Annotated in this window: 18 protein-coding genes; 12 read left to right on the forward strand and 6 right to left on the reverse strand. The window is 48.0% G+C overall.

All coding sequences use genetic code 11. From position 1 onward, the window contains the following. Nucleotides 1-25 precede the first annotated feature (25 nt). Nucleotides 26-1,333 carry an endolytic transglycosylase MltG gene (gene mltG, locus JFC05_RS02575; protein ID WP_198335647.1) on the forward strand — a complete coding sequence of 436 codons (1,308 nt, stop codon included), beginning with the start codon at nucleotides 26-28 and terminating at the stop codon, nucleotides 1,331-1,333. Nucleotides 1,334-1,508: 175 nt separating this feature from the next. Beyond that, complete coding sequence (gene tmk / locus JFC05_RS02580) at nucleotides 1,509-2,141, forward strand: dTMP kinase (RefSeq protein ID WP_244658168.1); 633 nt, start codon at nucleotides 1,509-1,511, stop codon at nucleotides 2,139-2,141. An 85-nt stretch (nucleotides 2,142-2,226) separates the two neighbouring features. Here tmk and JFC05_RS02585 read toward each other — a convergent pair whose 3' ends face one another. Further along, nucleotides 2,227-4,503, reverse strand: coding sequence for a cation:proton antiporter (locus tag JFC05_RS02585; RefSeq protein WP_198335649.1), 2,277 nt, complete (start codon nucleotides 4,501-4,503; stop codon nucleotides 2,227-2,229). 1,092 nt (nucleotides 4,504-5,595) lie between these two features. Here JFC05_RS02585 and JFC05_RS02590 point away from each other — a divergent pair. The 7 genes from JFC05_RS02590 (at nucleotide 5,596) to JFC05_RS02620 (ending at nucleotide 12,495) form a co-directional block, all read left to right on the forward strand. After that, nucleotides 5,596-7,011, forward strand: coding sequence for a Do family serine endopeptidase (locus JFC05_RS02590; RefSeq protein WP_420850549.1), 1,416 nt, complete (start codon nucleotides 5,596-5,598; stop codon nucleotides 7,009-7,011). A 527-nt stretch (nucleotides 7,012-7,538) separates the two neighbouring features. Further along, complete coding sequence (locus JFC05_RS02595) at nucleotides 7,539-8,714, forward strand: metallophosphoesterase family protein (protein WP_198335651.1); 1,176 nt, start codon at nucleotides 7,539-7,541, stop codon at nucleotides 8,712-8,714. Nucleotides 8,715-9,171: 457 nt separating this feature from the next. Next, a complete protein-coding gene (dapA, locus tag JFC05_RS02600; protein WP_198335652.1) occupies nucleotides 9,172-10,077 on the forward strand; it encodes a 4-hydroxy-tetrahydrodipicolinate synthase in 906 nt (301 codons plus the stop codon). Nucleotides 10,078-10,185: 108 nt separating this feature from the next. Then, nucleotides 10,186-10,500, forward strand: a complete 315-nt coding sequence (locus JFC05_RS02605) for a hypothetical protein (RefSeq protein ID WP_227679979.1) — start codon at nucleotides 10,186-10,188, stop codon at nucleotides 10,498-10,500. 124 nt (nucleotides 10,501-10,624) lie between these two features. Next, the gene (purC, locus tag JFC05_RS02610; RefSeq protein WP_192995856.1) at nucleotides 10,625-11,338 is read left to right on the forward strand and encodes a phosphoribosylaminoimidazolesuccinocarboxamide synthase; all 714 of its coding nucleotides are present in this window, start codon (nucleotides 10,625-10,627) and stop codon (nucleotides 11,336-11,338) included. Nucleotides 11,339-11,484: 146 nt separating this feature from the next. Then, nucleotides 11,485-12,132, forward strand: a complete 648-nt coding sequence (locus JFC05_RS02615) for a DNA-3-methyladenine glycosylase (protein WP_198335653.1) — start codon at nucleotides 11,485-11,487, stop codon at nucleotides 12,130-12,132. Between the two features lie 51 nt (nucleotides 12,133-12,183). Then, nucleotides 12,184-12,495, forward strand: coding sequence for a YqfO family protein (locus tag JFC05_RS02620; RefSeq protein ID WP_198335654.1), 312 nt, complete (start codon nucleotides 12,184-12,186; stop codon nucleotides 12,493-12,495). Nucleotides 12,496-12,523: 28 nt separating this feature from the next. On the opposite strand, the gene JFC05_RS02625 is transcribed toward JFC05_RS02620, so the two are convergent. The 5 genes from JFC05_RS02625 to ygfZ form a co-directional block, all read right to left on the reverse strand. Beyond that, the gene (locus JFC05_RS02625) at nucleotides 12,524-12,892 is read right to left on the reverse strand and encodes a hypothetical protein (RefSeq protein ID WP_198335655.1); all 369 of its coding nucleotides are present in this window, start codon (nucleotides 12,890-12,892) and stop codon (nucleotides 12,524-12,526) included. Between the two features lie 185 nt (nucleotides 12,893-13,077). After that, entirely contained in the window at nucleotides 13,078-13,728 is a 651-nt protein-coding gene (locus JFC05_RS02630) for a hypothetical protein (RefSeq protein WP_198335656.1), read from the reverse strand. 806 nt (nucleotides 13,729-14,534) lie between these two features. Continuing rightward, complete coding sequence (locus JFC05_RS02635; RefSeq protein ID WP_100748743.1) at nucleotides 14,535-14,738, reverse strand: CsbD family protein; 204 nt, start codon at nucleotides 14,736-14,738, stop codon at nucleotides 14,535-14,537. 335 nt (nucleotides 14,739-15,073) lie between these two features. Next, entirely contained in the window at nucleotides 15,074-16,402 is a 1,329-nt protein-coding gene (locus JFC05_RS02640) for a D-amino acid dehydrogenase (protein WP_198335657.1), read from the reverse strand. A 56-nt stretch (nucleotides 16,403-16,458) separates the two neighbouring features. Next, nucleotides 16,459-17,211 carry a CAF17-like 4Fe-4S cluster assembly/insertion protein YgfZ gene (gene ygfZ / locus JFC05_RS02645; protein WP_198335658.1) on the reverse strand — a complete coding sequence of 251 codons (753 nt, stop codon included), beginning with the start codon at nucleotides 17,209-17,211 and terminating at the stop codon, nucleotides 16,459-16,461. A gap of 285 nt (nucleotides 17,212-17,496) precedes the next feature. Between ygfZ and JFC05_RS02650 the strand changes: the two genes are divergently transcribed. From JFC05_RS02650 to JFC05_RS02660, 3 genes are all read left to right on the forward strand, one after another. Beyond that, entirely contained in the window at nucleotides 17,497-17,850 is a 354-nt protein-coding gene (locus JFC05_RS02650) for a zinc ribbon domain-containing protein YjdM (RefSeq protein ID WP_192995846.1), read from the forward strand. A gap of 72 nt (nucleotides 17,851-17,922) precedes the next feature. Further along, complete coding sequence (hemL, locus tag JFC05_RS02655; RefSeq protein WP_198335659.1) at nucleotides 17,923-19,224, forward strand: glutamate-1-semialdehyde 2,1-aminomutase; 1,302 nt, start codon at nucleotides 17,923-17,925, stop codon at nucleotides 19,222-19,224. Between the two features lie 281 nt (nucleotides 19,225-19,505). Then, nucleotides 19,506-21,227 carry an AMP-binding protein gene (locus tag JFC05_RS02660; RefSeq protein ID WP_198335660.1) on the forward strand — a complete coding sequence of 574 codons (1,722 nt, stop codon included), beginning with the start codon at nucleotides 19,506-19,508 and terminating at the stop codon, nucleotides 21,225-21,227. The last annotated feature ends 53 nt before the right edge of the window (nucleotides 21,228-21,280 follow it).

The raw sequence follows: 21,280 nt of genomic DNA on the forward strand, positions 1-21,280 counted from the left end.
CAAACTTCTGCCCCCGCGAGTTGTCATGAGCACACCAACCCCTGAGTCGCCGCCCGAACGTCCCAATGATACACCAGAAAACCAGCAAGACAATGCCGCATTGTCCAATGCTAAAAAGCCGCGTACGGATGACACGCCTGTAGAGCCGTCAGCCACCAACGTAGCAGACGCGCCTGCGACAGATGTATCGCTCATCAGCGGCGAGGGCAAACCGCGCACTTACAAAGTGGACAATCCGTCGTTTTTTATGCAGCGGGGCTATCAGGTGTTACTGGTGCTGGGGCTGATCGCCGCGTTTTTTTTGGTGATGGTTTATCAGACGCTGTTTGGCCGTATCGAGCAGCCAGCGCAGATGGTGACGATTGAGCAGGGTCAGACTTACTATGGGCTATTGCCACAGTGGCAACAGCAGATTCCGCTGTTTTCTGCCAGTGTGGCCAAGCTCTATATCAAGTCGCAAGTCGATGCGCCGCTGCACGCTGGTATCTATCAGCTGCCTGAAAATCCAACCATCGCCGAGGCACTACAGATACTAGAGCAAGGCGCAAAAGCTGCCATGGTCAAGATACAGATCATCGAAGGCAAGACTGCAAGCGACCTTTATCAGACTTTACGTGACAACCCAGGCATCAAAAAAGAAGTGTTGCAAGACAATGACGACAACACCCGTCCCGCGAGTAATGCCAGCATCGCTCAGGGGCTCGACTTGGTCGGTATCTTGCCAGAGGCGGTAATCAGTAGTAACGATCCCATCGTCAATCACAACCTTGAGGGCTGGTTTGCGCCAGACACTTACTATTATGGTGAAGGCTCAACCGATAAGCAGGTACTAACGGATCTGTATAAGCGTCAGCAGCAAGCATTGTTTGATGCTTGGGAAAGCCGTGCGCCCAACCTGCCGTATCAGACGCCTTATCAGGCACTGGTCATGGCTTCTATTATCGAAAAAGAAACCAGCATCGCTGATGAGCGTCCGTTGGTATCGGCAGTGTTTAAAAACCGTTTGGATAAGGGCATGCGCCTGCAAACAGACCCAACCATCATCTATGGTATGGGCAGCCGTTATGATGGTAATATTCGCCGTAAAGACATCGATGAAAAAACGTCATATAACACCTATCAAATCGATGGGTTGCCGCCAACGCCCATCGCCCTGCCGTCAGCCGCTTCTATCGAGGCGACCTTGCATCCAGCAGATAGCGAGGCGCTATATTTTGTGGCAACCGGTGATGGCGGGCACAAATTTACCAATAGCTTGGCTGAGCACAATCAAGCGGTAAGAGATTACCTAAGCGTCATGCGCGAAAAGAAAGCACAAACACCGCCGCAGTAATACCCGTTAGCGATAATTTCCGTTACGTGATGGTCTTTTTGAAACCATACACCTATTTATCGAGCGCTATGTCACCTCATAGCGCTTAATCATGACACAAGGTCATCTCATGTCTGTATCTATACCTGCCAATGCCGACACCAATCTGGTGCAAGTCGCTACTGATAATCAGATAATACAAGGTCGCTTTATCAGTTTTGAAGGCACTGAGGGCGTGGGTAAAACCACAGCGATCGAGCAGCTATGCACACGTTTAGATAGCCGTGGTATCGACTATCTGCGTACCCGCGAGCCTGGTGGCAGCCCATTTGCTGAGCATCTGCGCCAGATACTCCTAGACCCTGCGACCGACATAAATGACGATACTGAGCTACTGTTGATGTTTGCTGCGCGCTGCGATCATATGCAGCAAGTGATTTTGCCCGCGCTACAAGCTGGCAGGTGGGTGATATGTGATCGTTTTACTGACTCAACCGTGGCTTATCAAGGATTTGGCCGCGCCCATGGTGATGAGGCAGTGCGCGCAAAGATTGATATGTTGATTGCTCAGTTTGTACCGCAGTTGCCTGAGCTGACGTTGTGGTTAGATTTACCAGTCGCTGAGGGGATGCGGCGTGCTGGCAAGCGCAGCGCCGCCGATCGCTTTGAGCAGCAAGCGGATGCGTTTTTTGCGCGGGTGTATGAGGGGTTTGACACGCTTGCGCGCCAGTATCCTGAGCGCATACAGCGGATTGAGGCGTCGGGCAGCGCCGAGGAGGTTGGTGCACGCATCTGGCAGGCGGTACAAAAAAGGCTGGAGCTAATATAAAAACGGCGTCGTAGAAAAAACCCCCAACGTTGGTTGGGGGTTTTTCTATGGTTGCTTGTCTGGTGATGCGTCAGTTATGGCTCAGTTAAGCGTTAGGGTCTTTGCGGCTGTCCGTGTCGGTTGCAGTATCTTGACCGGCATCAGGGAAGCGATTGGGATCCAGCGAGCCTTTTTTGGTCTTAGGCGCATGGCCATTGCCATTGGTATTGCTGTTATTAGTTGCCTTGGTCTTGGCGGCTGTGGCTGATCTGGCAGTATCAGCATTGTCGTTTTTTACTTGAGCCGCTGAGCGGTCTGGTGTCGCGGTATCCGATGTCGCGGCGGCGTTTGCGACTGTATCCAAGCTGCTGCTTGCGTCTTTTGGCATGTGCGTCGGCGCATTTTGCTCAGGATTTTGCTCGGCAGTTGTATCGCCAGCGACTTTGTCTGCGCCCGTTACGCTCACAGGCTCGGTAGCGTCAGTACTTTCTTCCTTCAGCTCTTTTTCTTTACGTTTTTCAGGCGCTTTGGAGCTGGATTCAAAGTTGGCATCCGCCGCCATACGCGCTTGCTCTTGCTTTGGCGTTACATCGACTGGCTTTGGCTGTACCTCATCGTCCACCACCAAGGAGATAAGCTTGCGATCGCGCGGCACCGTCCCATCAAACTTGTCGGTGATGACGTGGAGCTTGCCTTCTTTGTCGACGGTATAGAGCGGCACAAATTGTTTATTATCGGCCTTATATTGCTCAAAGCTATAGCTGTCAGTGATGTTGGTGATTTTGATACGTGCCTTTTTGGACAGCATACTGGCGAGCTTGGTATAGGTGACGTCTTTGCCAAACAGCCATTGTGAATGGAAGTTTGACTGCTTATCGTCGCGCTCGCTTTTGACTTTTTCGTCACTAAACTTAAGACGATATAGCTTACGCTCACCAAACTCGTGACGATAATGAATCTCAGATAAGGTGTTCATCTCCTTATCCATACTCATGGCAAACAGACGGCCGATACCAATCAAATCCAGATGATGGTCGGCGTGGTCTGAGATGGGGTTGCCAAAGTAAGTACGTAGGCCACTCATGCGGGCGCGAGCAATATTGGTGTAGTTGTTGTGAGCGACGATGACATCGAAACCTTGGTCCTTGAGCGAGGTGGCGATAAGAAGCGCGACAGGGTTTGAGCCGACCACCAATATACCATTGGTTTCAGGCTCACGCACGCCCAGCAAGTTGCCGACCATTTTGGCACCCAAACCTTGGATCAAGACCGTGCCGATGATGACCATAAACACTAGTGGCACTAGCAGCTCGACGCCTTGGATATCATACTCTTGTAAGCGGATAGCAAACAAAGATGAGATAGCAGCAGCGACGATACCACGCGGCCCAATCCAGCTGATCATCAGCTTCTCATTGGTCTTAAGGTTTGAGCCGATGGCTGATGCCCAGACAGACAAAGGCCGCGCCACAAACATGACGATAGCCAGCAGCACCAATCCTGCAAACCCAACACTTAGCAAGCTTGCCAGCTCAACACGGGCGGCCAAAATAATAAATAGCACAGAGATGAGCAAGATGGTTAAGGATTCATTAAACTCCAAAATCGTCTCGCGCGGGAATTTGGGCCAGTTGGCCAGCGCCACACCCAATACCGTCACCGTCAATAGACCAGACTCGTGCTCTAAATGGTTCGATACTGAAAACAGCACCAGCACGAAGGCTAGGGTAAAGACATTGCGCAAAAACTCAGGAATCATATGACGACGCATGAGGAACGCAAGCAGCCAAGCGCCTGCCATTCCAAGTGCTGTCGCTAGCACCACAATCTTGGCAAACAATAAGATACTGCTGGCTTCGCCGCCTGAGATGATGTACTCATAGACCAATACCACCGCGATGGCGCCGATCGGGTCGATGATGATGCCTTCCCATTTGAGGATATTGGAGATGGTCTTATTGGGGCGTACACTACGCAGTAGCGGCATGATGACTGTCGGGCCTGTCACACAGACCAAGGCCCCGAATAGCAGGGCAATCAGTGGATCGACATCAAATAATAAATACGTCGATAACGCCACGATAGCAATGGTGATCAGTACGCCGACCGAGACCAGCATTTGTACGACGGTGCCGTGTTGCTTGATTTCATCAAACTCTAGCGTCAGCGAGCCTTCAAATAGAATAATCGCCACCCCCAAAGAGATGAAGGGGAACATCAGCTCACCGAGCACCAAATCAGGGTCAAAAATACCCAAGACTGGCCCGACGATGATACCTATCAATAATAAAAATAAAATGGACGGTTGCTTTAAATACCAAGCCAGCCATTGGGCGGCGATGCCAATCCCAACCACGCCAGATAGTAATAGGGCGGTATCCATACATTAATCCTTTTGTAATCTTGTCATATGTTATATCTATCCATTGCTTGGGCGACCGCGCTGCCTGCCATCGGCAGTGTGTATCGATGTCGCAAACGGTCGCAAGCTTTTTAGTAGCAAGGCCATCAGCAGATAGCCATCATGCATCCAAACATGAGCCAGATGTGATATATACTATAAAGTAATAAAGACAAAAGCATTCCCAGATAAACATACCAAATCCAACAGTCAATCCGTGTCATCAAACCTACGCCAATCATGGTACTCGGTTGGCAGGTTTATATGACTCATATGGCCTACTTAGTAGCTGATAGGCGGCTTTGAGTTATTGACAAGGTTGAAATAAGGTATAAACGCCTCTAGTCATGCAAAAGATGGAAAATAAGGGCGATACGAGCCAAGTTGATAAACGTAAGGTCAATCCAATCGATTTTTTTAATTGACTTTTGTTTGTTTGTAAAGTTGTTTGGCTTGCTATCATAACATGATTTTATTTCATCGCTGCTAGTTGCCGTGTGACTGATTATTGCGTGATAACCGGCCATATTTGGCAGCGTTAGCGCCGCAGCAGATCATGATGTAGCGCTAAAAGATACTGGTCTTATGCAGATAATATAGGCCAGCGCTTTGATTTATCATACAGTAGCTGCCTTTTTGTCGCCATCTTTGTCGTACCGATGGCCTGTCGCTACTATAAAGATATTGATATAAAGATACTGACGGCCAATGGTATTGCAGCAAAAAAACCAGTAACCTATTGCATAACAAAAAGGGATTGAAATCAGGGACAACAGTACGGATAAAACGATAAGACATGGCCCACTTTTGCACCAAGCGGCTATTTTGCATCACATGGCTGTGCTGTTACATTGTTTGTCTCGTCCTGCTCGAATAAGTTTTATTGCGTGCTATCAGGTGTCATACAGACTGTGCAAAACGTATTCCAGCAGCACTGTACCTAACTGTACATAGCATCGTCTTTGAGATGCAGCGATAGTATTCGCCACAGCACGGCCATTGACAATAATAATGATCACTCATATGGAGGACACGATGCCTATCAATATGTCTACAGCGCCAGCCAAACCTCGTATGCGTCATTGGCTACAGCGCAGCACTTTAGCGCTTGCCATGAGCACAGCGATGCTGGCAGGGGTATATACCACGGCGATGCCAAGCGCGCATGCTGCCGTCAGCACGGCGGATTTTTCGGATTTGGTACAGCAGGTCACCCCAGCGGTGGCGCGTGTCAATGTGACCAAAACCGTCAGTGAGGCGGAGCTTGCTAAGGCCCAAACGGCAGAGCTGCTCAGGCAGTTTTTTGGTGATCGTCTGCGTATTCCGGATCAAGCCGCGACCCCAGCGATTGAGCATGCCTACGGCACCGCGTTTTTTGTCACTACAAATGGCTATATGTTGACCAATCATCATGTGGTCGAAGGCGCGGACAAAATCACCGTCACGCTCAACGATAGGACAGAGCTGGATGCCACCTTGGTCGGTAGCGATGAGCGCTCGGATGTGGCAGTACTAAAGGTCAGTGGTAAGCAGTTTCCCGCGTTACCGATCGGCGACTCAAATGGTTTAAAAGTTGGGGAGCCTGTACTGGCGATTGGCTCGCCCTTTGGTTTTGATTATTCGGCCTCGGCTGGTATCGTCAGCGCCAAATCGCGCAATTTTTCACGCGATACCAGTGTGCCGTTTATCCAAACCGACGTGGCACTAAACCCAGGAAACTCAGGTGGCCCACTGTTTAACCAGCGCGGCGAGGTCATCGGTATCAACTCGCGTATCTTTAGTGGTACAGGTGGCTATATGGGGCTGTCGTTTTCTATCCCGATTGATGCGGCGATGGATATCTATGAGCAGCTAAAAACTAATGGTGAAGTCGCCCGTGCTTATCTGGGTATCTATCCACAAGACATCGATCGCAACTTGGCAGAAGCGTATAACTTGTCGCGTCCGCAAGGGGCGTTGCTGACTCGCGTATCGCCAGATTCGCCCGCTCAAAAAGCAGGGCTAAAACCTGGCGATATTATTTTACAGTATAATGATGCGCAAATCATGCGCGCCTCGGATTTGTTGAATTTACTCAACCGTGCCAAGCCCAACGACGCGTTTCATGTGCAGATTCAGCGCGATGGTAAACGGATGCTCGCGCGTGGCACGCTGGCCTATGCGCCCAATGATGTCCGAGCACAAAGCGGCGATCAGCAAGACAATGATATACAGCTTGGGCTGCGCTTACGTGACTTGACCGCCGATGAGCAAGCAGAGCTGGCAGTTGACAATAAAACCGGCATCTTAGTCACCACAGTCGACCCCACAGGGCTGGCGGCGCGCTCAGGCATCATGGCAGGCGATGTGATTACCAATTTTCACCAAAAGCCGATTAAAAAAGTCACTGATTTTTCCAGTGCCATCTCAACGTTACCCAAAAAAGGCGTGGTGACCATTGAGGTCATTCGTCAAGGTGTTCCGGGTATCATCGGTCTGCGTATCGAGTAGCCTTGTGTCATACAGGAGTCGTCACGCAATGCGAGCATCTGACTGGACAAAACTGAATAAATAGGACAATGATTGACATAGGCTGTCAGTATAATGAGGCAGCCAGCAGAATGATGAACGGGTCGCTCAATCCTATGCTTCAATCCTATGGTTTATTAGAGATGTCTCGGCAAGTACCATCAGTACGGCACGCAAGATAGGTCAAGTGAATACATGGGTTTACAATTGTGCTTGTCTATCATAGAGCTCGGCCTCTATAATGGCTGATTTTTTATCCAACTCGCCACATATCGTTTGGGCGATGCTGGCTGGTCGCACGTTTGGCTGTGGCAGGCGCTGTCTAATCGCTAGGGTTTGCCAGCTATTATTTTATGATCTGCTTCTTGTCAGCCCTATTTTGTCAGCCCAGTTTATAAGGCGTTGTAGCCCCTGCTAAATAAGCATTGACTGATAAGCAATGATGGCTAAGTACTGCTCAAAAGCCACTGCTCGATTGTTCCACCTTTATCCATAACCGCTAGGTAATTATGACTGACCACGCACTTTATACGCTAAGTATCTCTATAGCAGCCGCATTGCTTGCGTATATTCTATTATGGTCAGGATTACAGACGTTCAATGCCAATCCGACCAAACGGTTTTTGCGTATCTGGGGCAAGCTCATACTGTATTATGCCGCGTACACCATGCCTGTTTGGGCGCTGCTTCTACTGACAGGCTGGATGGAAGGTCTATTTGCCCTAGCGTGGCCGGTGCTGCTCAGCGCGGTGGCGGCCATGCTGCTCTATTTTTATACCGTTATCATTCAGCCCAATTGTTTGCGCCTTGAGCACCATGCTGTCGATTTGGGTTTGTCGGCACCACTGACGGTGGCTGTATTGGCAGACCTGCGCATTGGGTTATATAGTGGCAAGCCGCGCCATATTCGTAAGCTGGTCGCGACCATCAATGAATTGGCAGTGGATGCGGTTTTGATTACCGGTGATTGGCTGTATTATCCTAGCGCCGATTTGGTCGGGCAGTTGATGCTGTTTAAAGGGGTCAACAAACCGATCTATACAGTGATGAGTAGCTCAGACTTGCGTTATCAGTCGCTCAACACTACCAAGCAAGGCCAGCCATTATTAGAAGACACTTTGGCCTGCGCATTTGATGTGCTTGATATCAGCTACATTGGTCAGCAGTGTACCTCGTTGCCGCTCAGATGCGCCGCCATGCCGCCATCTGCCAGTTGTTTTGACAGTACAAAAGAGCCCCAACGCTTAGCGGCGCACGCATCAGATGCGCCTGTAGCCGTGCTGTGTGGTTGGCAAGATGTCCCTGTACAATGTGGCGCAATCGATGAGCAAAACAGCGCGGACAAGGCCAAGCTTGGGACAAAAATCACCCACGCGCGTCAGCCGGTGATTATTTTGGCCTCACGGTTTGATAGTATCCGCGACTTGCCAAAATCGCCACAACCACGGCCGTTATTGATCACAGGGGCAGCAAAAGCCACACAAAAAAATATATGGCAGGCGCAAAAGCAACAAGACATCCAGCGCAGTGGTCACAAGGGTATGCTTGGCAATAGTCGTATGGGTAAGCAGCGCGGTTTATACCAGCATGCCAGTGCCCAGATATTTGTCAGTAGCGGTATTGGCACGCGTGGTCTGCCGTTTCGCTTGTATCGGCCCACTATCGATGTGTTGACGATTCGTTAATATTTTGTAAAACACTTATCAGCGCTGCTGCATTGCGCTACACTAATCAGTCATTAATAAGCCACCAAATGGTGATTCATTAATGACGGGTAGCACTTTTGATGCAGGTCATGGGTGAGCGGTGGTGAGCAGTTTATTGATTAGCGACGTAGATGTAATCTCAATTGATTGATAGCGGTCAAATCAAAATATGCTACACTAGCAGGCGTTTTTTATGATCATGTTTTAATGATTATGTTTTAAAATCAGACAGACGCATTTATATCGCAAGTGCTTGGCGTACACCAGCATTTCCACAGTACGACAGTACGTAAGATAAAACATCGCACGTAATACCATGAGTGTCTATTTTTGCCTATATAACGATAGGTAGAGTAGAGGTGCACACTGGCATTTGCAAACGACCTATCATGTGATAGCTTTGATAAAAGCTAGGATAATACAGTAAGGCACGGTTATGAGCACAGCATACGACGAGATTAAAACCCGACTACAAGGCTCAATGGTAGCCTTGGTAACGCCCATGCATCCTGACGGCACGGTCGATTATAAACGTCTGGCAGACCTCATAGATTGGCAGATTGAGCAAGGCACGCATTGTCTGGTGGCCGTTGGTACCACCGGCGAGTCAGCAACGCTATCGATGCAAGAGCATAGCGATGTGATTCGTTATTTTGTGCAGCATGTCAAAGGTCGCGTACCAGTGATTGCGGGCACAGGCGCCAACAACACCATGGAAGCCATCAAGCTGACTCAAGATGCTGCCGACGCTGGTGCAGATTGCGCCTTGCTCGTTGCGCCTTATTATAATAAGCCGCCGCAAGAAGGGTTGTTTCAGCATTACAAGACCATCGCCGATGCGGTCAACATTCCGCAGATGCTCTATAACGTGCCAGGACGCACCGTCGTCGATATCGCCCAAGAGACTGTCGAGCGCTTATGTGATATCGACAATATCGTCGCCATCAAAGACGCCACAGGCTCAGTGGGCCGCGGTGAGCAGCTAATCAAAGCTGTGGGGGATAAAATGGTGGTGCTATCTGGTGATGATGGCACCGCGCTTGATTTGATGAAAGTCGGCGGTAAGGGCAATATCTCCGTGACGGCCAACGTCGCACCAAAAGCCATGAGTGAGACCTTTGCCGCTGGTCTGCGTGGCGACTTTGTCGCTGCTGACAAAGCTCATGATGTGGTCAAGCATCTGCATCGTGATCTGTTTATCGAGTCAAGCCCGATTCCTGCCAAATATGCCCTGCACAAAATGGGTATGATCGACAAAGGGATTCGCTTGCCGTTGGTATGGCTGGCACAAAAGCATCATGCCACTATCGATGAAGCTTTGGTGCGTGCAAACTTACTATAGTAATATCGAGCTATCGTATGATCGAGCACCATTGTCATCAAGCAATAGCATTATAGAGCCTAGAGCCATAGTATCATCGAGCAATAATTGCTAACTCAGAGAGATAACATGATGAAAACATCATCGACGATCACAAAGATAATCCCTGCGCTGCTAACCGTCGTTTTGGGCAGCACCTTCGTATTGAGCGGTTGCCAAAGTATCAAAAACGTACTTGGCAAACGCGACAATGGTAGTTTGGAATACCAACAAAGCAAAAAACTGGCACCGATTGAGTTGCCAGCGAATAAAGAGCCTGCACCTTTTGTCCCTTTATATCCTACGCCTAACGCTGGTACAAACACCCTAACACTAAAAAATGACTCAGGCAGTCAGTATCAACTGCCAAAGCCTCAGCGTACGGTTAGCACGCCTTCAAACTAATTTTATTTCTTTACTTATACCGCTGAGTTTTTGTCTTGCCGATTGTATGTGATCGATTGGGCCAAATCAAAGCGGTAACTGCGCGTTTTTACCACATAAGCTTGAACGAACAGGAACTCCCATAATGCAAAAGCAACAACTGCTGTACAAAGGTAAGGCCAAATCTGTATATGAAACAGAAGACAACGATCTTCTGATTTTGCACTTCCGTGATGATACCTCAGCGCTGGATGGTAAGCGTATCGAGCAATTAGCACGCAAGGGCGTCGTTAACAACCGCTTTAATGCGTTTATCATGCAAAAACTGGCAGACGCGGGTATCGAAACCCACTTTGAAAAGCAGCTGTCAGAAGACGAAGTGTTGGTCAAGCGTCTGGATATGATTCCGGTAGAGTGCGTGGTGCGTAACTTTGCCGCCGGCAGTTTGGTGCGCCGTTTGGGCTTAGAAGAAGGGCAAGCACTGACGCCGCCTACTTATGAGCTGTTTTATAAAGACGATGCGCTGGGTGATCCTATGGTAAATGAGTCACTGGCCGTGTCTCTTGGTTGGGCGACCCAAGAGCAGTTGGCAAAAATGCAAGAGCTGACCTATCAGGTCAATGACGTACTAAAAGCGCTGTTTGCCGCTGGTGATTTGATCTTGGTCGATTTTAAACTTGAGTTTGGCGTATTCCACGACCGTATCGTCTTGGGTGATGAGTTTTCACCCGATGGCTGCCGTATTTGGGATAAAACCACCAAGAAAAAACTGGATAAAGACCGTTTCCGTCAGTCATTGGGTGATGTGATCGAAGCATACGAAGAAGTGGCCAACCGCATTGGCGTCCCATTAAGCTAAGCGATTTTTTTAGACCGTTATAAAAGACTGAGCCGTGTGCTCAGTTTTTTTATGCAAAAAATTACGGAACTGGTAAAAAGGACGCACGGTACAAGCACGGTATTCTACTTATAATACCTTTGAATGTGTCACATAGGTCGATAGTCATGTCTCACACACGGTCTCCCAAAACAAACAGCAAGGCACTAGAGCCGCTTTGGTTTACGCGTCCCACCTGTGTGGTCGCCGCTGATTTGATAGGTAAGGTGCTGTGCAGGCGGCTGATAGATAGTGACGGCACAGAAAAAATCCTACGTATGCGCATCTCGGAGACCGAAGGTTATATTGGAGCAGCAGACCCAGCATGCCACGCTCATGCTGGCACGCGCACTTCACGTACCAAGATTATGTATGAGCCAGGTGGCGTGTTTTATGTTTATCTGACTTATGGCATCCATCACATGCTCAACTTAGTCAGCGGCGCTGCCCAGTCGCCCGAGTCTGTGCTGATACGAGCAGGGTTTGTGACCGACGACAGTGACTGCCTCACAGACGAGCAGCAATGGCGTCCCCGTAAGCAGCGGACAGATCCCAAACAGTTTGCAGGCCCAGGTAAGCTCACCAAACGCTTGCACATTGATCGTAATTTATATGGCAAGCCTATTGCCTCAGCATCTGACGTTTGGGTCGAAGACGATGGCTGTCAGCCGCCAGTGTCATTGCGCCCGCGTATCGGCATCGACTATGCAGGCGACGCCAAGGACTGGCTGCTACGCTATATATGGACTGACCATCCGTCGTTATCTAAAAAATAGTAAGTTTATAGCTATGGTAGTTTTTTTAAATAAGCTCGAAGGAGGTAGTCTATGTATAAATTAACCGTTTTTATCCCTGATGAGGCGCTCGAGTCAGTAAAATCAGCGCTGTTTGCCGCGGGCGGCGGTAAGATTGGCAATTATGAAGCGTGCTGCTGGCAAGTGCAAGGTACAGGGCAGTTTAAACCTTTGACAGGTAGTCATCCGCATATCGGTGCGCAAGATAGGCTAGAAAAAGTAACCGAGTGGCGCGTCGAGATGGTGGTAGCAAAAGAAAACATCGAGCAGGTCATTGGTGCGTTAAAGCAGGCGCACCCTTATGAGACGCCTGCTTATGATGTTATCGAAGTACTTGACTGGTAAGAGATGAAGCAGGAGGGCTAATAGTAGTTCAATCTTCTTTTATTTTAATCACCTGATAGCTTGGGTAATCAAGCTCGATCTTATAGTCTTCGCCGCCGCGTCTGGCTTTTACCTTTATTTTGTGGTCGCCTTTCTTGTATTTTACATATTTGACACCGTACTCCATGCTGCTGACTTTATTGGCAGCGCGCTGCTCGATTGCAGGCTGATACAGCTCTTTATCGATATTTTTCAGCGTTTTTTTGTGCTTCTTATACAGCTTGGTGTCTTTATAAACGTCTTCATATAGATCGCCATAGGCATTGTAGCCAGGCGCGGTGACGCAGCCAGTCGTCAGTGCCAAGGCAGCAACCATAGCAGTCACTGCAGCGGGCTTTACAAAAGTAGTGATGTGCATAAAAACCTCTTATGGGGTCAAAACGTGATGAGTCGGTTTATAAAAAATGGCCAAACAAACCAAGGGCTGGCTTATTTGACCAGAGGCATCAAGACCACAACGATGCCAAAACTTAATAAAAAGTCGCGCGAATAACGCACGTACAAACAAGAATAATCGATAAGACGCGCACTATCTCATCAAAATTAGTCTTTTTCTATTTTGATGACGTTTAGGTTGGGATAGCCAAGCAATATTTCGTACTCTTGGGAGCCGCGTTTTGCCTCAATCTCAAACACTCCACGATTATTTTTTTCTTCCAGCTCAATGTCTTTGACGCGGTAACCCATGGCGCCAACCTTTCTGATCGCCCGTTGTTTGATGGCAGGGTAGCGTGACTCTTGTTTGATACGATCCTCGACATCATCACCTTTATAGTGCTTATTGTATTTACCATGATTCTTATGTTTATCGTTCTTATGATAATCTTCGTCGTCCCAAATATTGGACCAAGATTTTTTGTTTGAGCTGATCAAGCGCAGATCAGGATAGCTATATTTTAGCTCATATGCTTGGTTGTTCTTTTTGGCATAAGCAATGAGCGCACGGCGGCCTCGATGACTGTCCGCTCTAATATCCATTACTTGATAGCCTTTACGGCGCAAGTTATTGCGTAGCTGCTGACTGACGCGCCTATAACTAACACGGTCATAATCGCCATCTCCGCCGTAGATGGGGTAGTCATAACCGTATCCAGGCGCGGCGACCGTGCAACCGACGGTAGAGACACTCAGTAATGCGATAGCAAGACCAGAGGTGACCACCGCTAATAAAGACGAAGATCTTAATATTTTCACAATGTCTTCTCCTATAGGGGATATTTCTTCTTTTTGAAATATTTGCTTACATAACCATAGTAGGATGATAATCTCATTACTGCGTGTCTTGGCTGTTAATAAGTTGTAAACTTTGCAAATATTTGCGTAAGCATCGGCAACTTTAGGTGACTAATGTGCAGGATGCAGAGAAGTTTATCGCCAATCCGTTTGTATCATCATGTGATTTTTTCAAGCAGGCAATTACTTTTAAAAAATAAAAGGGATAATTATCAATAGCTTAGTCGGGTAAAAATGAGTGCAAAAGTGCTTATGTAAGTATATGCTTACACGCAATGACGCTTACGCCACTTAACATCACATTATAGATTGGGCATTATAGTTACACGGCATTAGGGAATGTGACTCAAGGATTGAGTTGACCGCATTAAGGATAATGATTCAGTGATCAGCATCAGGATGATAATGAGAACTGAAGTAAGGCACATTTTCTGTGCTGACAACAGCAGTGATTGCTGGTAGTCGTAGAAAAAGGGCAGGATGCCCAGTATCACATTATGTTGAATAGCGTGCAAGGATGCACATGACGCAACCGTGGTAGGTAACATGGATGGTTAACAATAAAACCGCATAACAATTCATTGCTATGCGGTTTTATTGTATCTGCTCGTTCGATGCAAAAAAAGACCGCATACTTTCATGCGGTCTTTTTTATTCTCTACTATTTATCATTTACTTAATAGCAAGTGCTCAACAGTAAGTAATTGAACTGATCACTGTGAGTGAGTAAAGAAGACTAACTCAGTAAGTACAATTAGTAGTTACTGTTAGTAATTATTGTGGCGACGCCATTCGTCTACTTCGCGCTCGGCATTTTCTTTACTATGGCCATAGCGCTCTTGTACACGGCCTACTAGCTTGTCGCGGCTGCCTTCGATATGAGTGAGGTCATCATCGGTAAGCTCTGCCCATTTTTGTTTAACCGCACCTTTCATTTGGTTCCATTCACCTTTTAGCGTATGTTCATTCATTATTATATTCCTTCTGTTATGATCGAGTTTAGTATTGAAGCTAAGTCTAAAAGCTAAGTTTTGTCTCAAGACTAAGCTTTAATATCTTAAGCTTTAGAATATTAAGTTATAAGACATGCGTTCCATCTGTCTTTTTATACCGTATCACTCAGTGGCTGCTGATTGTTACCAACACTCAACTTGCATTGGCAATCAAGCGTGAGCCAACTGGTGATATCTAATATAGGCGCTCACAATAGCCTTGTCTGTATAGGCAGTGTTTAGAGTGTTGCGCCATTATAGAAATCTACGTACCTGTGTTAGGAGTGGCATCTTTGTGTAATAAAAGGCAGCTTTTATGCAGTAGTCATACCGACAAAGTCAAAATCGACGGATGGAGTTTTGCCCTGTATTAACAGACTAATAGCTTTTGCCGAACCACAAGCGTGGGTCCAGCCAAGTGTGCCATGACCTGTGTTTAGCCATAAATTATCAAAACTCGCCGCTGTATTGTGACTACCGTGACGGACATGGCCTTTGTGCGCGCGGCCTATCAGCGGTACGTTTGATGGGGTCATCGGCCGCAGCCCTGCCCAATATTGTACAGAGTTTGCAATGATGCCTTTTGGAAATAGCTGCTGCACACGGCGAGTGATGGCCGCGCAGCGAGTGGGATTTAGATCCAGATTGTAGCCGTTGAATTCGGCGGTGCCCGCAACCCGTAGCTTGTCACCGAGGCGCGATGCCACCAGTTTAAACTCATCATCGATTAGGCTGACAAATGGCGCTAGATGCGGAGCGCGAGGATTAACTTGATAAGTGGCCGAGTAGCCTTTGGCAGGGAAGATAGGCAGCTGTACATCAAGCGGCTTCATTAGGGCGACGCTATGGCTACCAAGCGCCAGCACATAGCTATCGGCGCTAAAGGTCTGGGCATTTTCGTCTTTGGGCCGAAGGGTGACGCTATGCACGTGCGGCTGCGACGTTTGGGTATCGAGGTTGATGGCGAGGATATCAGTATCATATAAAAACTGTACGCCTGCTTTGAGGCAGCGCGCAGCCAAGCGCTGAGTAAATATATGGGCGTTGCCCGACTCATCACGGCTAGTATAGGTTGCGCCTGTGAGCTTATGAGCGATGGGGTAGAGCGCAGGCTCTAAGCTGACCGCAGTACGAATATCGATGATATGGCGCTCACAGCCTAGCGCTTGCATACGCTCGGTCGGAGCAATGGCTGCCTCAAACTCTGCTTGGTCGGTATAAAAATGCATGATGCCGCGCGTTTGCTGCTCATACTCGATACCGATATCCGCGCGTAGCTGCTGCAAAGCTTCTCGTGAAAACAGCCCCAATCGGACCATCTGTACCAGATTGGCATCCGCTCTGTCCGCGCGGCACTCTTGCAAAAACTGCAGCGCCCATCTGAGCTGCGCCTTGTCCGCTCGCAGGCGATACAGCAGCGGTGCGTCTTCTCTACCTAGCCACTTTAGTGCTTTTTTCGGGGTTGCAGGATTGGCCCAAGGAGTGGCGTGCGAGACTGATATCTGCCCGCCATTGGCAAACGAGGTTTGCATCCCTGCTGCTGATTCACGCTCGATGACGGTCACATCATAGCCTGCTTGGCGAAGATACCATGCGGTGGTCACACCCACCACGCCTGCCCCGAGTACCGCGATATGTGTCATAGATTGCTCTGCTGCGTTTTTAAAAAAAGTGCTGTTATGGCTTGAGATTTTTTGTGCTATGGTTGGCGGGCTACATCTGCTTGCAGTGCTGGTGGCAATGCCAACACTGTCAGCTCGCTGTCGGCTAAATGTTCTGGACGGGCAACGACTAACGCCTCAAAGCCATTATTGCTAGCAATGGCGTTGACCACCTGAATTTTATCGAGTTTGTCGCCAGCTGCTGGCATCTCGCCTGTGCCACTGACATAGTGCAAAAACGCCTTTGGCGCTGATTTAAAATAAATACGGGCGATGACCTCTTGACCCAAGTAGCAGCCTTTATCATAGTCCATTCCGCCGCGCTGATGCAGGCGTAGCTCTTGCGGCTGAAACTGCCCTTGTGTCGCCGCGACGATCCAGTAGTTGCCAGTGGCGATACTTTGCAGCGCCCATGCATTGGCCTCTTCTATCGTATGATGCTCGTCTTTGTGACTAAAAGTCGGCTCATCAGCGAGCACACAAGGATAGATGGCAGCTGGAGCGCTGGTCTCAAACTTCGAAAATGCGCCGTACTTTTTAAGATGGGCTTGTAAGCTGTCGGTACAATCAGCGCTGATGACAATATCAAAGTGATTTTCGGCTTGTTTTTTGATCCAAATGCCAAACTCGATGCGGCCCTTTAGGTTGCTAATGGCAGCAGCTTGATAGCTGAGCCCGAGTTTGGTGACATCAATGGTCAGCTGGCTTTGCAAGAATTTTTCGGCATCCTCGCCTTGGAGCGTCACTTGAGAAAACTGCGGCAGAGTCGATATATCGGTAGATCGAGTCATTGTTATTATCCTTTTTTGAGCGCTGATTAGCAGGGTTTGCGCATAATAAGTAAGGGCTGGTATCAGACTCCTTTGACCAAATACGCGCCTATAAAAACCAGATGAGATTAAGAAGAGTACCACAAAAAGTACCGCCGTAAAAAACAACAGTGCCTCGCCAATGGTTACGGTATAAGTTGGGTATAGCGACCATTTTTCAACCGTACAAATTGGTTAAAGATGGCGAGTTACGGTACAATGTTAGCTCTACAATACACTTAAATATTGCTGGCTGCCGAGGAAACGATGAGCTTACCAAATTGTCCAAAATGTGATGCTGAATACACGTACGAAGATGGTGCGTTGCTGGTATGTCCCATGTGTGCCCATGAATGGACATCTGCGGAAACTGACGCCGCAGCAGCCGAAGCTCAAGGCGCTGTCATCCGCGATGCCGTCGGCAACGAGCTACAAGATGGCGACGCGGTGACCGTCATCAAAGACTTAAAAGTTAAAGGCTCCTCACTCATCATCAAGGTAGGCACCAAGGCCAAAAGCATTCGCTTGCTACCAGACGCGAGCGATGGTCATGATATCGACTGTAAGCTCGATGGCTATGGGCCGATGAAGCTAAAATCCTCGGTGGTAAAAAAGGCATAAAACGCCTGCAAGCCAACAGACTAAAGATGACTTATGTCACTATTACCTTTACTACAATAATAGAGAATATTTATGAGTACTAAAAACGAACAACTATTTGCGCAAGCTCGCAAACATATCCCAGGCGGTGTCAACTCACCTGTCCGTGCCTTTGCTGGAGTGGGTGGTACGCCGATTTTTATGCACCGTGCTAGCGGTAGCAAAATCTATGATACCGAAGACAATGGCTATATCGATTATGTTGGCTCGTGGGGGCCGATGATTTTGGGTCATGCTCATCCAAAGGTGATCGATGCGGTCAAAAAAGCAGCGGATGATGGTCTGAGCTTTGGTACACCAACCCCATTTGAAACCACCGTTGCCGATAAGATCTGCGAGATCGTGCCAAGCGTTGAGATGATTCGCATGACCAACTCAGGCACGGAGGCGACCATGAGCGCCATCCGCTTGGCGCGTGGCTATACGGGACGTGACAAAATCGTTAAGTTCGAAGGCTGCTACCATGGCCATTCAGACAGCTTATTGGTCAAAGCAGGCTCAGGAATGCTCGATATCGGCGAGCCAACATCAAAAGGCGTGCCAGCGGATTTTGCCAAGCATACCATCACCATTCCTTATAACGATCCGCAAGCGATTAAAGATTGTTTTGAAAAGTGGGGTGATGAGATTGCTTGTGTCATTTTGGAGCCGATCGCTGGCAACATGAATATGGTCGTGCCCACCCAAGCGTTTCACGATACCTTGCGTGCTGAGTGTACTGCCAACGACACCGTGCTGATCTTTGATGAAGTGATGACGGGTTTTCGTGTCGGTCTTGGCGGCGCGCAGGCACATTTCGGTATCGACCCTGATTTGACCTGTTTTGGCAAAATCATCGGCGCTGGCCTGCCCGTAGGCGCATTTGGCGGAAAAGAGAAAATCATGTCTTGTATCGCCCCCCTAGGCGGCGTTTATCAAGCGGGTACGCTATCGGGCAACCCACTTGCCATGCGTGCAGGTATTGCGATGTTTGAGGACTTAACAGTCGCAGGTTTTTATGACGAGCTATCGGCCAAAGTAGATAAGCTAATCGGCGGCTTTCAGGCAGCTGCGGACAAACATGGTATCAATCTACGCACCAATAACGTCGGCGGTATGTTTGGCATGTTTTTTGTCAAAGACCGCGACACTACTGTACCGCAAAACTTCAATGACGTGACGCAGTGTGACATGGAAGCCTTTAACACCTTTTTCCATGGCATGTTAGATCGCGGTATTTATTTGGCACCGTCAGCATATGAAGCGGGCTTTATGTCAATCAAGCACAGCGATGCAGACATCGATGCCTCAATCAAAGCCGCTGACGAGATATTTGCTGAGATGGCGACAGCGTAGTTTAGCCATTTAAGCGATTGACTCGTTAAGAATAAGCGACTGACTCGTTAAAAAGTGGCAGTCTAAAAAACCAGCAAGATCATTCTGTGATTTTTGCTGGTTTTTTTATGGATATATTATTTATGATACTTTGCGAATAATATGACGTATTCCTGAAAATCGTTTTTATAGTGGTTAGCGTGACTGATGCTTATACATTTCTTACCTGTGCGCCCAAAAAATAGACAATGAGTTATGATATTCTGAGGCAAACCTGAATAATCAAGCAAGGATGCAAATGAATGAGTACCAGCCCTTCTAGCCACACCGCACCACTATGGCAAGCCACTTATGACCAATACGGATTAAAGAATCATTTGGATGTATTGGAAGATAAGCAAAATCTGATGGACTTACTACAACCAAAGATTGAAAAACATAGTGAGTTGCCAGCTTTTAGTATGGGGGCGGCCACCCTCACTTTTGGGCAGCTAGATATAGCCAGTCGACGTTTCGCGGCTTTTTTACAAGCGCAAGGCGTCGAGAAAGGCGACCGTATTGCAGTACAACTACCAAATATATTGCAGTATGCCGTGGTATTGCTGGGTTGCCTACGTGCCGGTGTGGTACTGGTCAATGTCAATCCTATGTATACCCAATATGAATTGGCGCATCAGCTCACAGATGCTAAAGCCTATGGCCTAATCGTACTAGATGGCATGAGCACGGCTTATGAGCAATTAGAGCACACCGTCAAAGCGCAGCTAGCGTGGGTGGTCAGATGTTCTATAGATCCTAGCATTGCTGATAATGATATTGCCTTGCTCAGTCAAATTGGCTCAGAACAATCTGCGAACACAGATGAGCAGATACATGCCTCGACCGAATCATCACTTGAGTCATCTCAGCACAACATAACGTTTGCCCATATTATGCAAACCTATGATGCAAAAGAGTTCAAAGCCGTTACGATTGAACATGAAGATTTGGCGCTACTGCAATATACAGGCGGTACGACGGGCAAGCCAAAAGGTGCCATGCTGACTCATTACAATGTCATGGCCAATGTCTGCCAGTGCTATGCAATGTTTGGCAAGACGATTGAATCCAATTGTAGCGAGCAGATTAAAATGCTCAATCCTTTACCGCTTTATCATATTTTTTCGTTTACAGTCTGCGGCTTGCTTTGTCTTTATGGCGGCTGGGAAGATATATTGGTCACCAATCCACGTGATATCGATGGTTTAGTAAATACCATTGAACAGCATCGACCTCACGTTATCCCTTCTGTGAATACCTTATTCATTGGTATGCTGCATCATCCAAAATTTGCCAATCTTGATTTTAGTCGTCTAGCGCTATCTATCGGTGGCGGTACAGCGATTATTAAAGCCGTCTCGGATCAGTGGCAGCAAGTCACGGGTATGATTATTAGTGAAGGCTATGGTATGTCTGAGACGTCGCCCGTTATTTCTTTCAATCCGTCTGGCGTTACAGCGTTCAATGGTAGCGTTGGATTGCCGCTGGCTTTGACAGATATCCAGATTATTGATGAAAATGGGAACATATGCCCAGTAGGTACAAGAGGAGAGGTCTGTATCAAAGGGCCTCAGGTCATGCGCGGTTATTGGCAGCGAGACAATGCCGATACTTTTACCTCAAATGGCTACTTTAGGTCAGGTGATATTGGCGTTATGAATGATGAGGGGTTTTTGACGCTCGTCGACCGTAAAAAGGACATGATACTGGTATCAGGATTTAACGTATATCCTAACGAAGTAGAGGCTGCATTGACTGAACACCCTAAAGTGCTCGAAGTCGCGGTAGTCGGGGTGGCAGATGATCATAGCGGAGAAGTACCAAAAGCATTTGTGGTCAAAAAAGATACAAATCTCACCGTAGAGGAACTACAAGACTTTGCGAGCAAGCGTCTAACTGGTTATAAGCGTCCACAGTCCTATGAGTTCATCGATGAGTTGCCTAAGACGGCGGTCGGCAAAATATTACGTAAATCCTTACGATAAAAAATGTGGCATGTCGCTTATAGAAATGAGCTGACATCAACGACGCTATCTAT

The organism is Psychrobacter celer (assembly GCF_016107555.1).
Lineage (GTDB): Bacteria > Pseudomonadota > Gammaproteobacteria > Pseudomonadales > Moraxellaceae > Psychrobacter > Psychrobacter celer.

Bases quoted from the DNA above. Each gene is read 5' to 3' on its own strand.
- JFC05_RS02620 (WP_198335654.1), top strand. From the start codon at position 12,184: ATGTATAAATTAACCGTTTTTATCCCTGATGAGGCGCTCGAGTCAGTA.
- JFC05_RS02635 (WP_100748743.1), bottom strand. From the start codon at position 14,738: ATGAATGAACATACGCTAAAAGGTGAATGGAACCAAATGAAAGGTGCG.
- JFC05_RS02640 (WP_198335657.1), bottom strand. From the start codon at position 16,402: ATGACACATATCGCGGTACTCGGGGCAGGCGTGGTGGGTGTGACCACC.
- dapA (WP_198335652.1), top strand. From the start codon at position 9,172: ATGAGCACAGCATACGACGAGATTAAAACCCGACTACAAGGCTCAATG.
- hemL (WP_198335659.1), top strand. From the start codon at position 17,923: ATGAGTACTAAAAACGAACAACTATTTGCGCAAGCTCGCAAACATATC.
- JFC05_RS02615 (WP_198335653.1), top strand. From the start codon at position 11,485: ATGTCTCACACACGGTCTCCCAAAACAAACAGCAAGGCACTAGAGCCG.
- JFC05_RS02605 (WP_227679979.1), top strand. From the start codon at position 10,186: ATGATGAAAACATCATCGACGATCACAAAGATAATCCCTGCGCTGCTA.
- purC (WP_192995856.1), top strand. From the start codon at position 10,625: ATGCAAAAGCAACAACTGCTGTACAAAGGTAAGGCCAAATCTGTATAT.
- JFC05_RS02585 (WP_198335649.1), bottom strand. From the start codon at position 4,503: ATGGATACCGCCCTATTACTATCTGGCGTGGTTGGGATTGGCATCGCC.
- ygfZ (WP_198335658.1), bottom strand. From the start codon at position 17,211: ATGACTCGATCTACCGATATATCGACTCTGCCGCAGTTTTCTCAAGTG.
- JFC05_RS02590 (WP_420850549.1), top strand. From the start codon at position 5,596: ATGCGTCATTGGCTACAGCGCAGCACTTTAGCGCTTGCCATGAGCACA.
- mltG (WP_198335647.1), top strand. From the start codon at position 26: ATGAGCACACCAACCCCTGAGTCGCCGCCCGAACGTCCCAATGATACA.
- JFC05_RS02625 (WP_198335655.1), bottom strand. From the start codon at position 12,892: ATGCACATCACTACTTTTGTAAAGCCCGCTGCAGTGACTGCTATGGTT.
- JFC05_RS02650 (WP_192995846.1), top strand. From the start codon at position 17,497: ATGAGCTTACCAAATTGTCCAAAATGTGATGCTGAATACACGTACGAA.
- JFC05_RS02595 (WP_198335651.1), top strand. From the start codon at position 7,539: ATGACTGACCACGCACTTTATACGCTAAGTATCTCTATAGCAGCCGCA.
- JFC05_RS02660 (WP_198335660.1), top strand. From the start codon at position 19,506: ATGAGTACCAGCCCTTCTAGCCACACCGCACCACTATGGCAAGCCACT.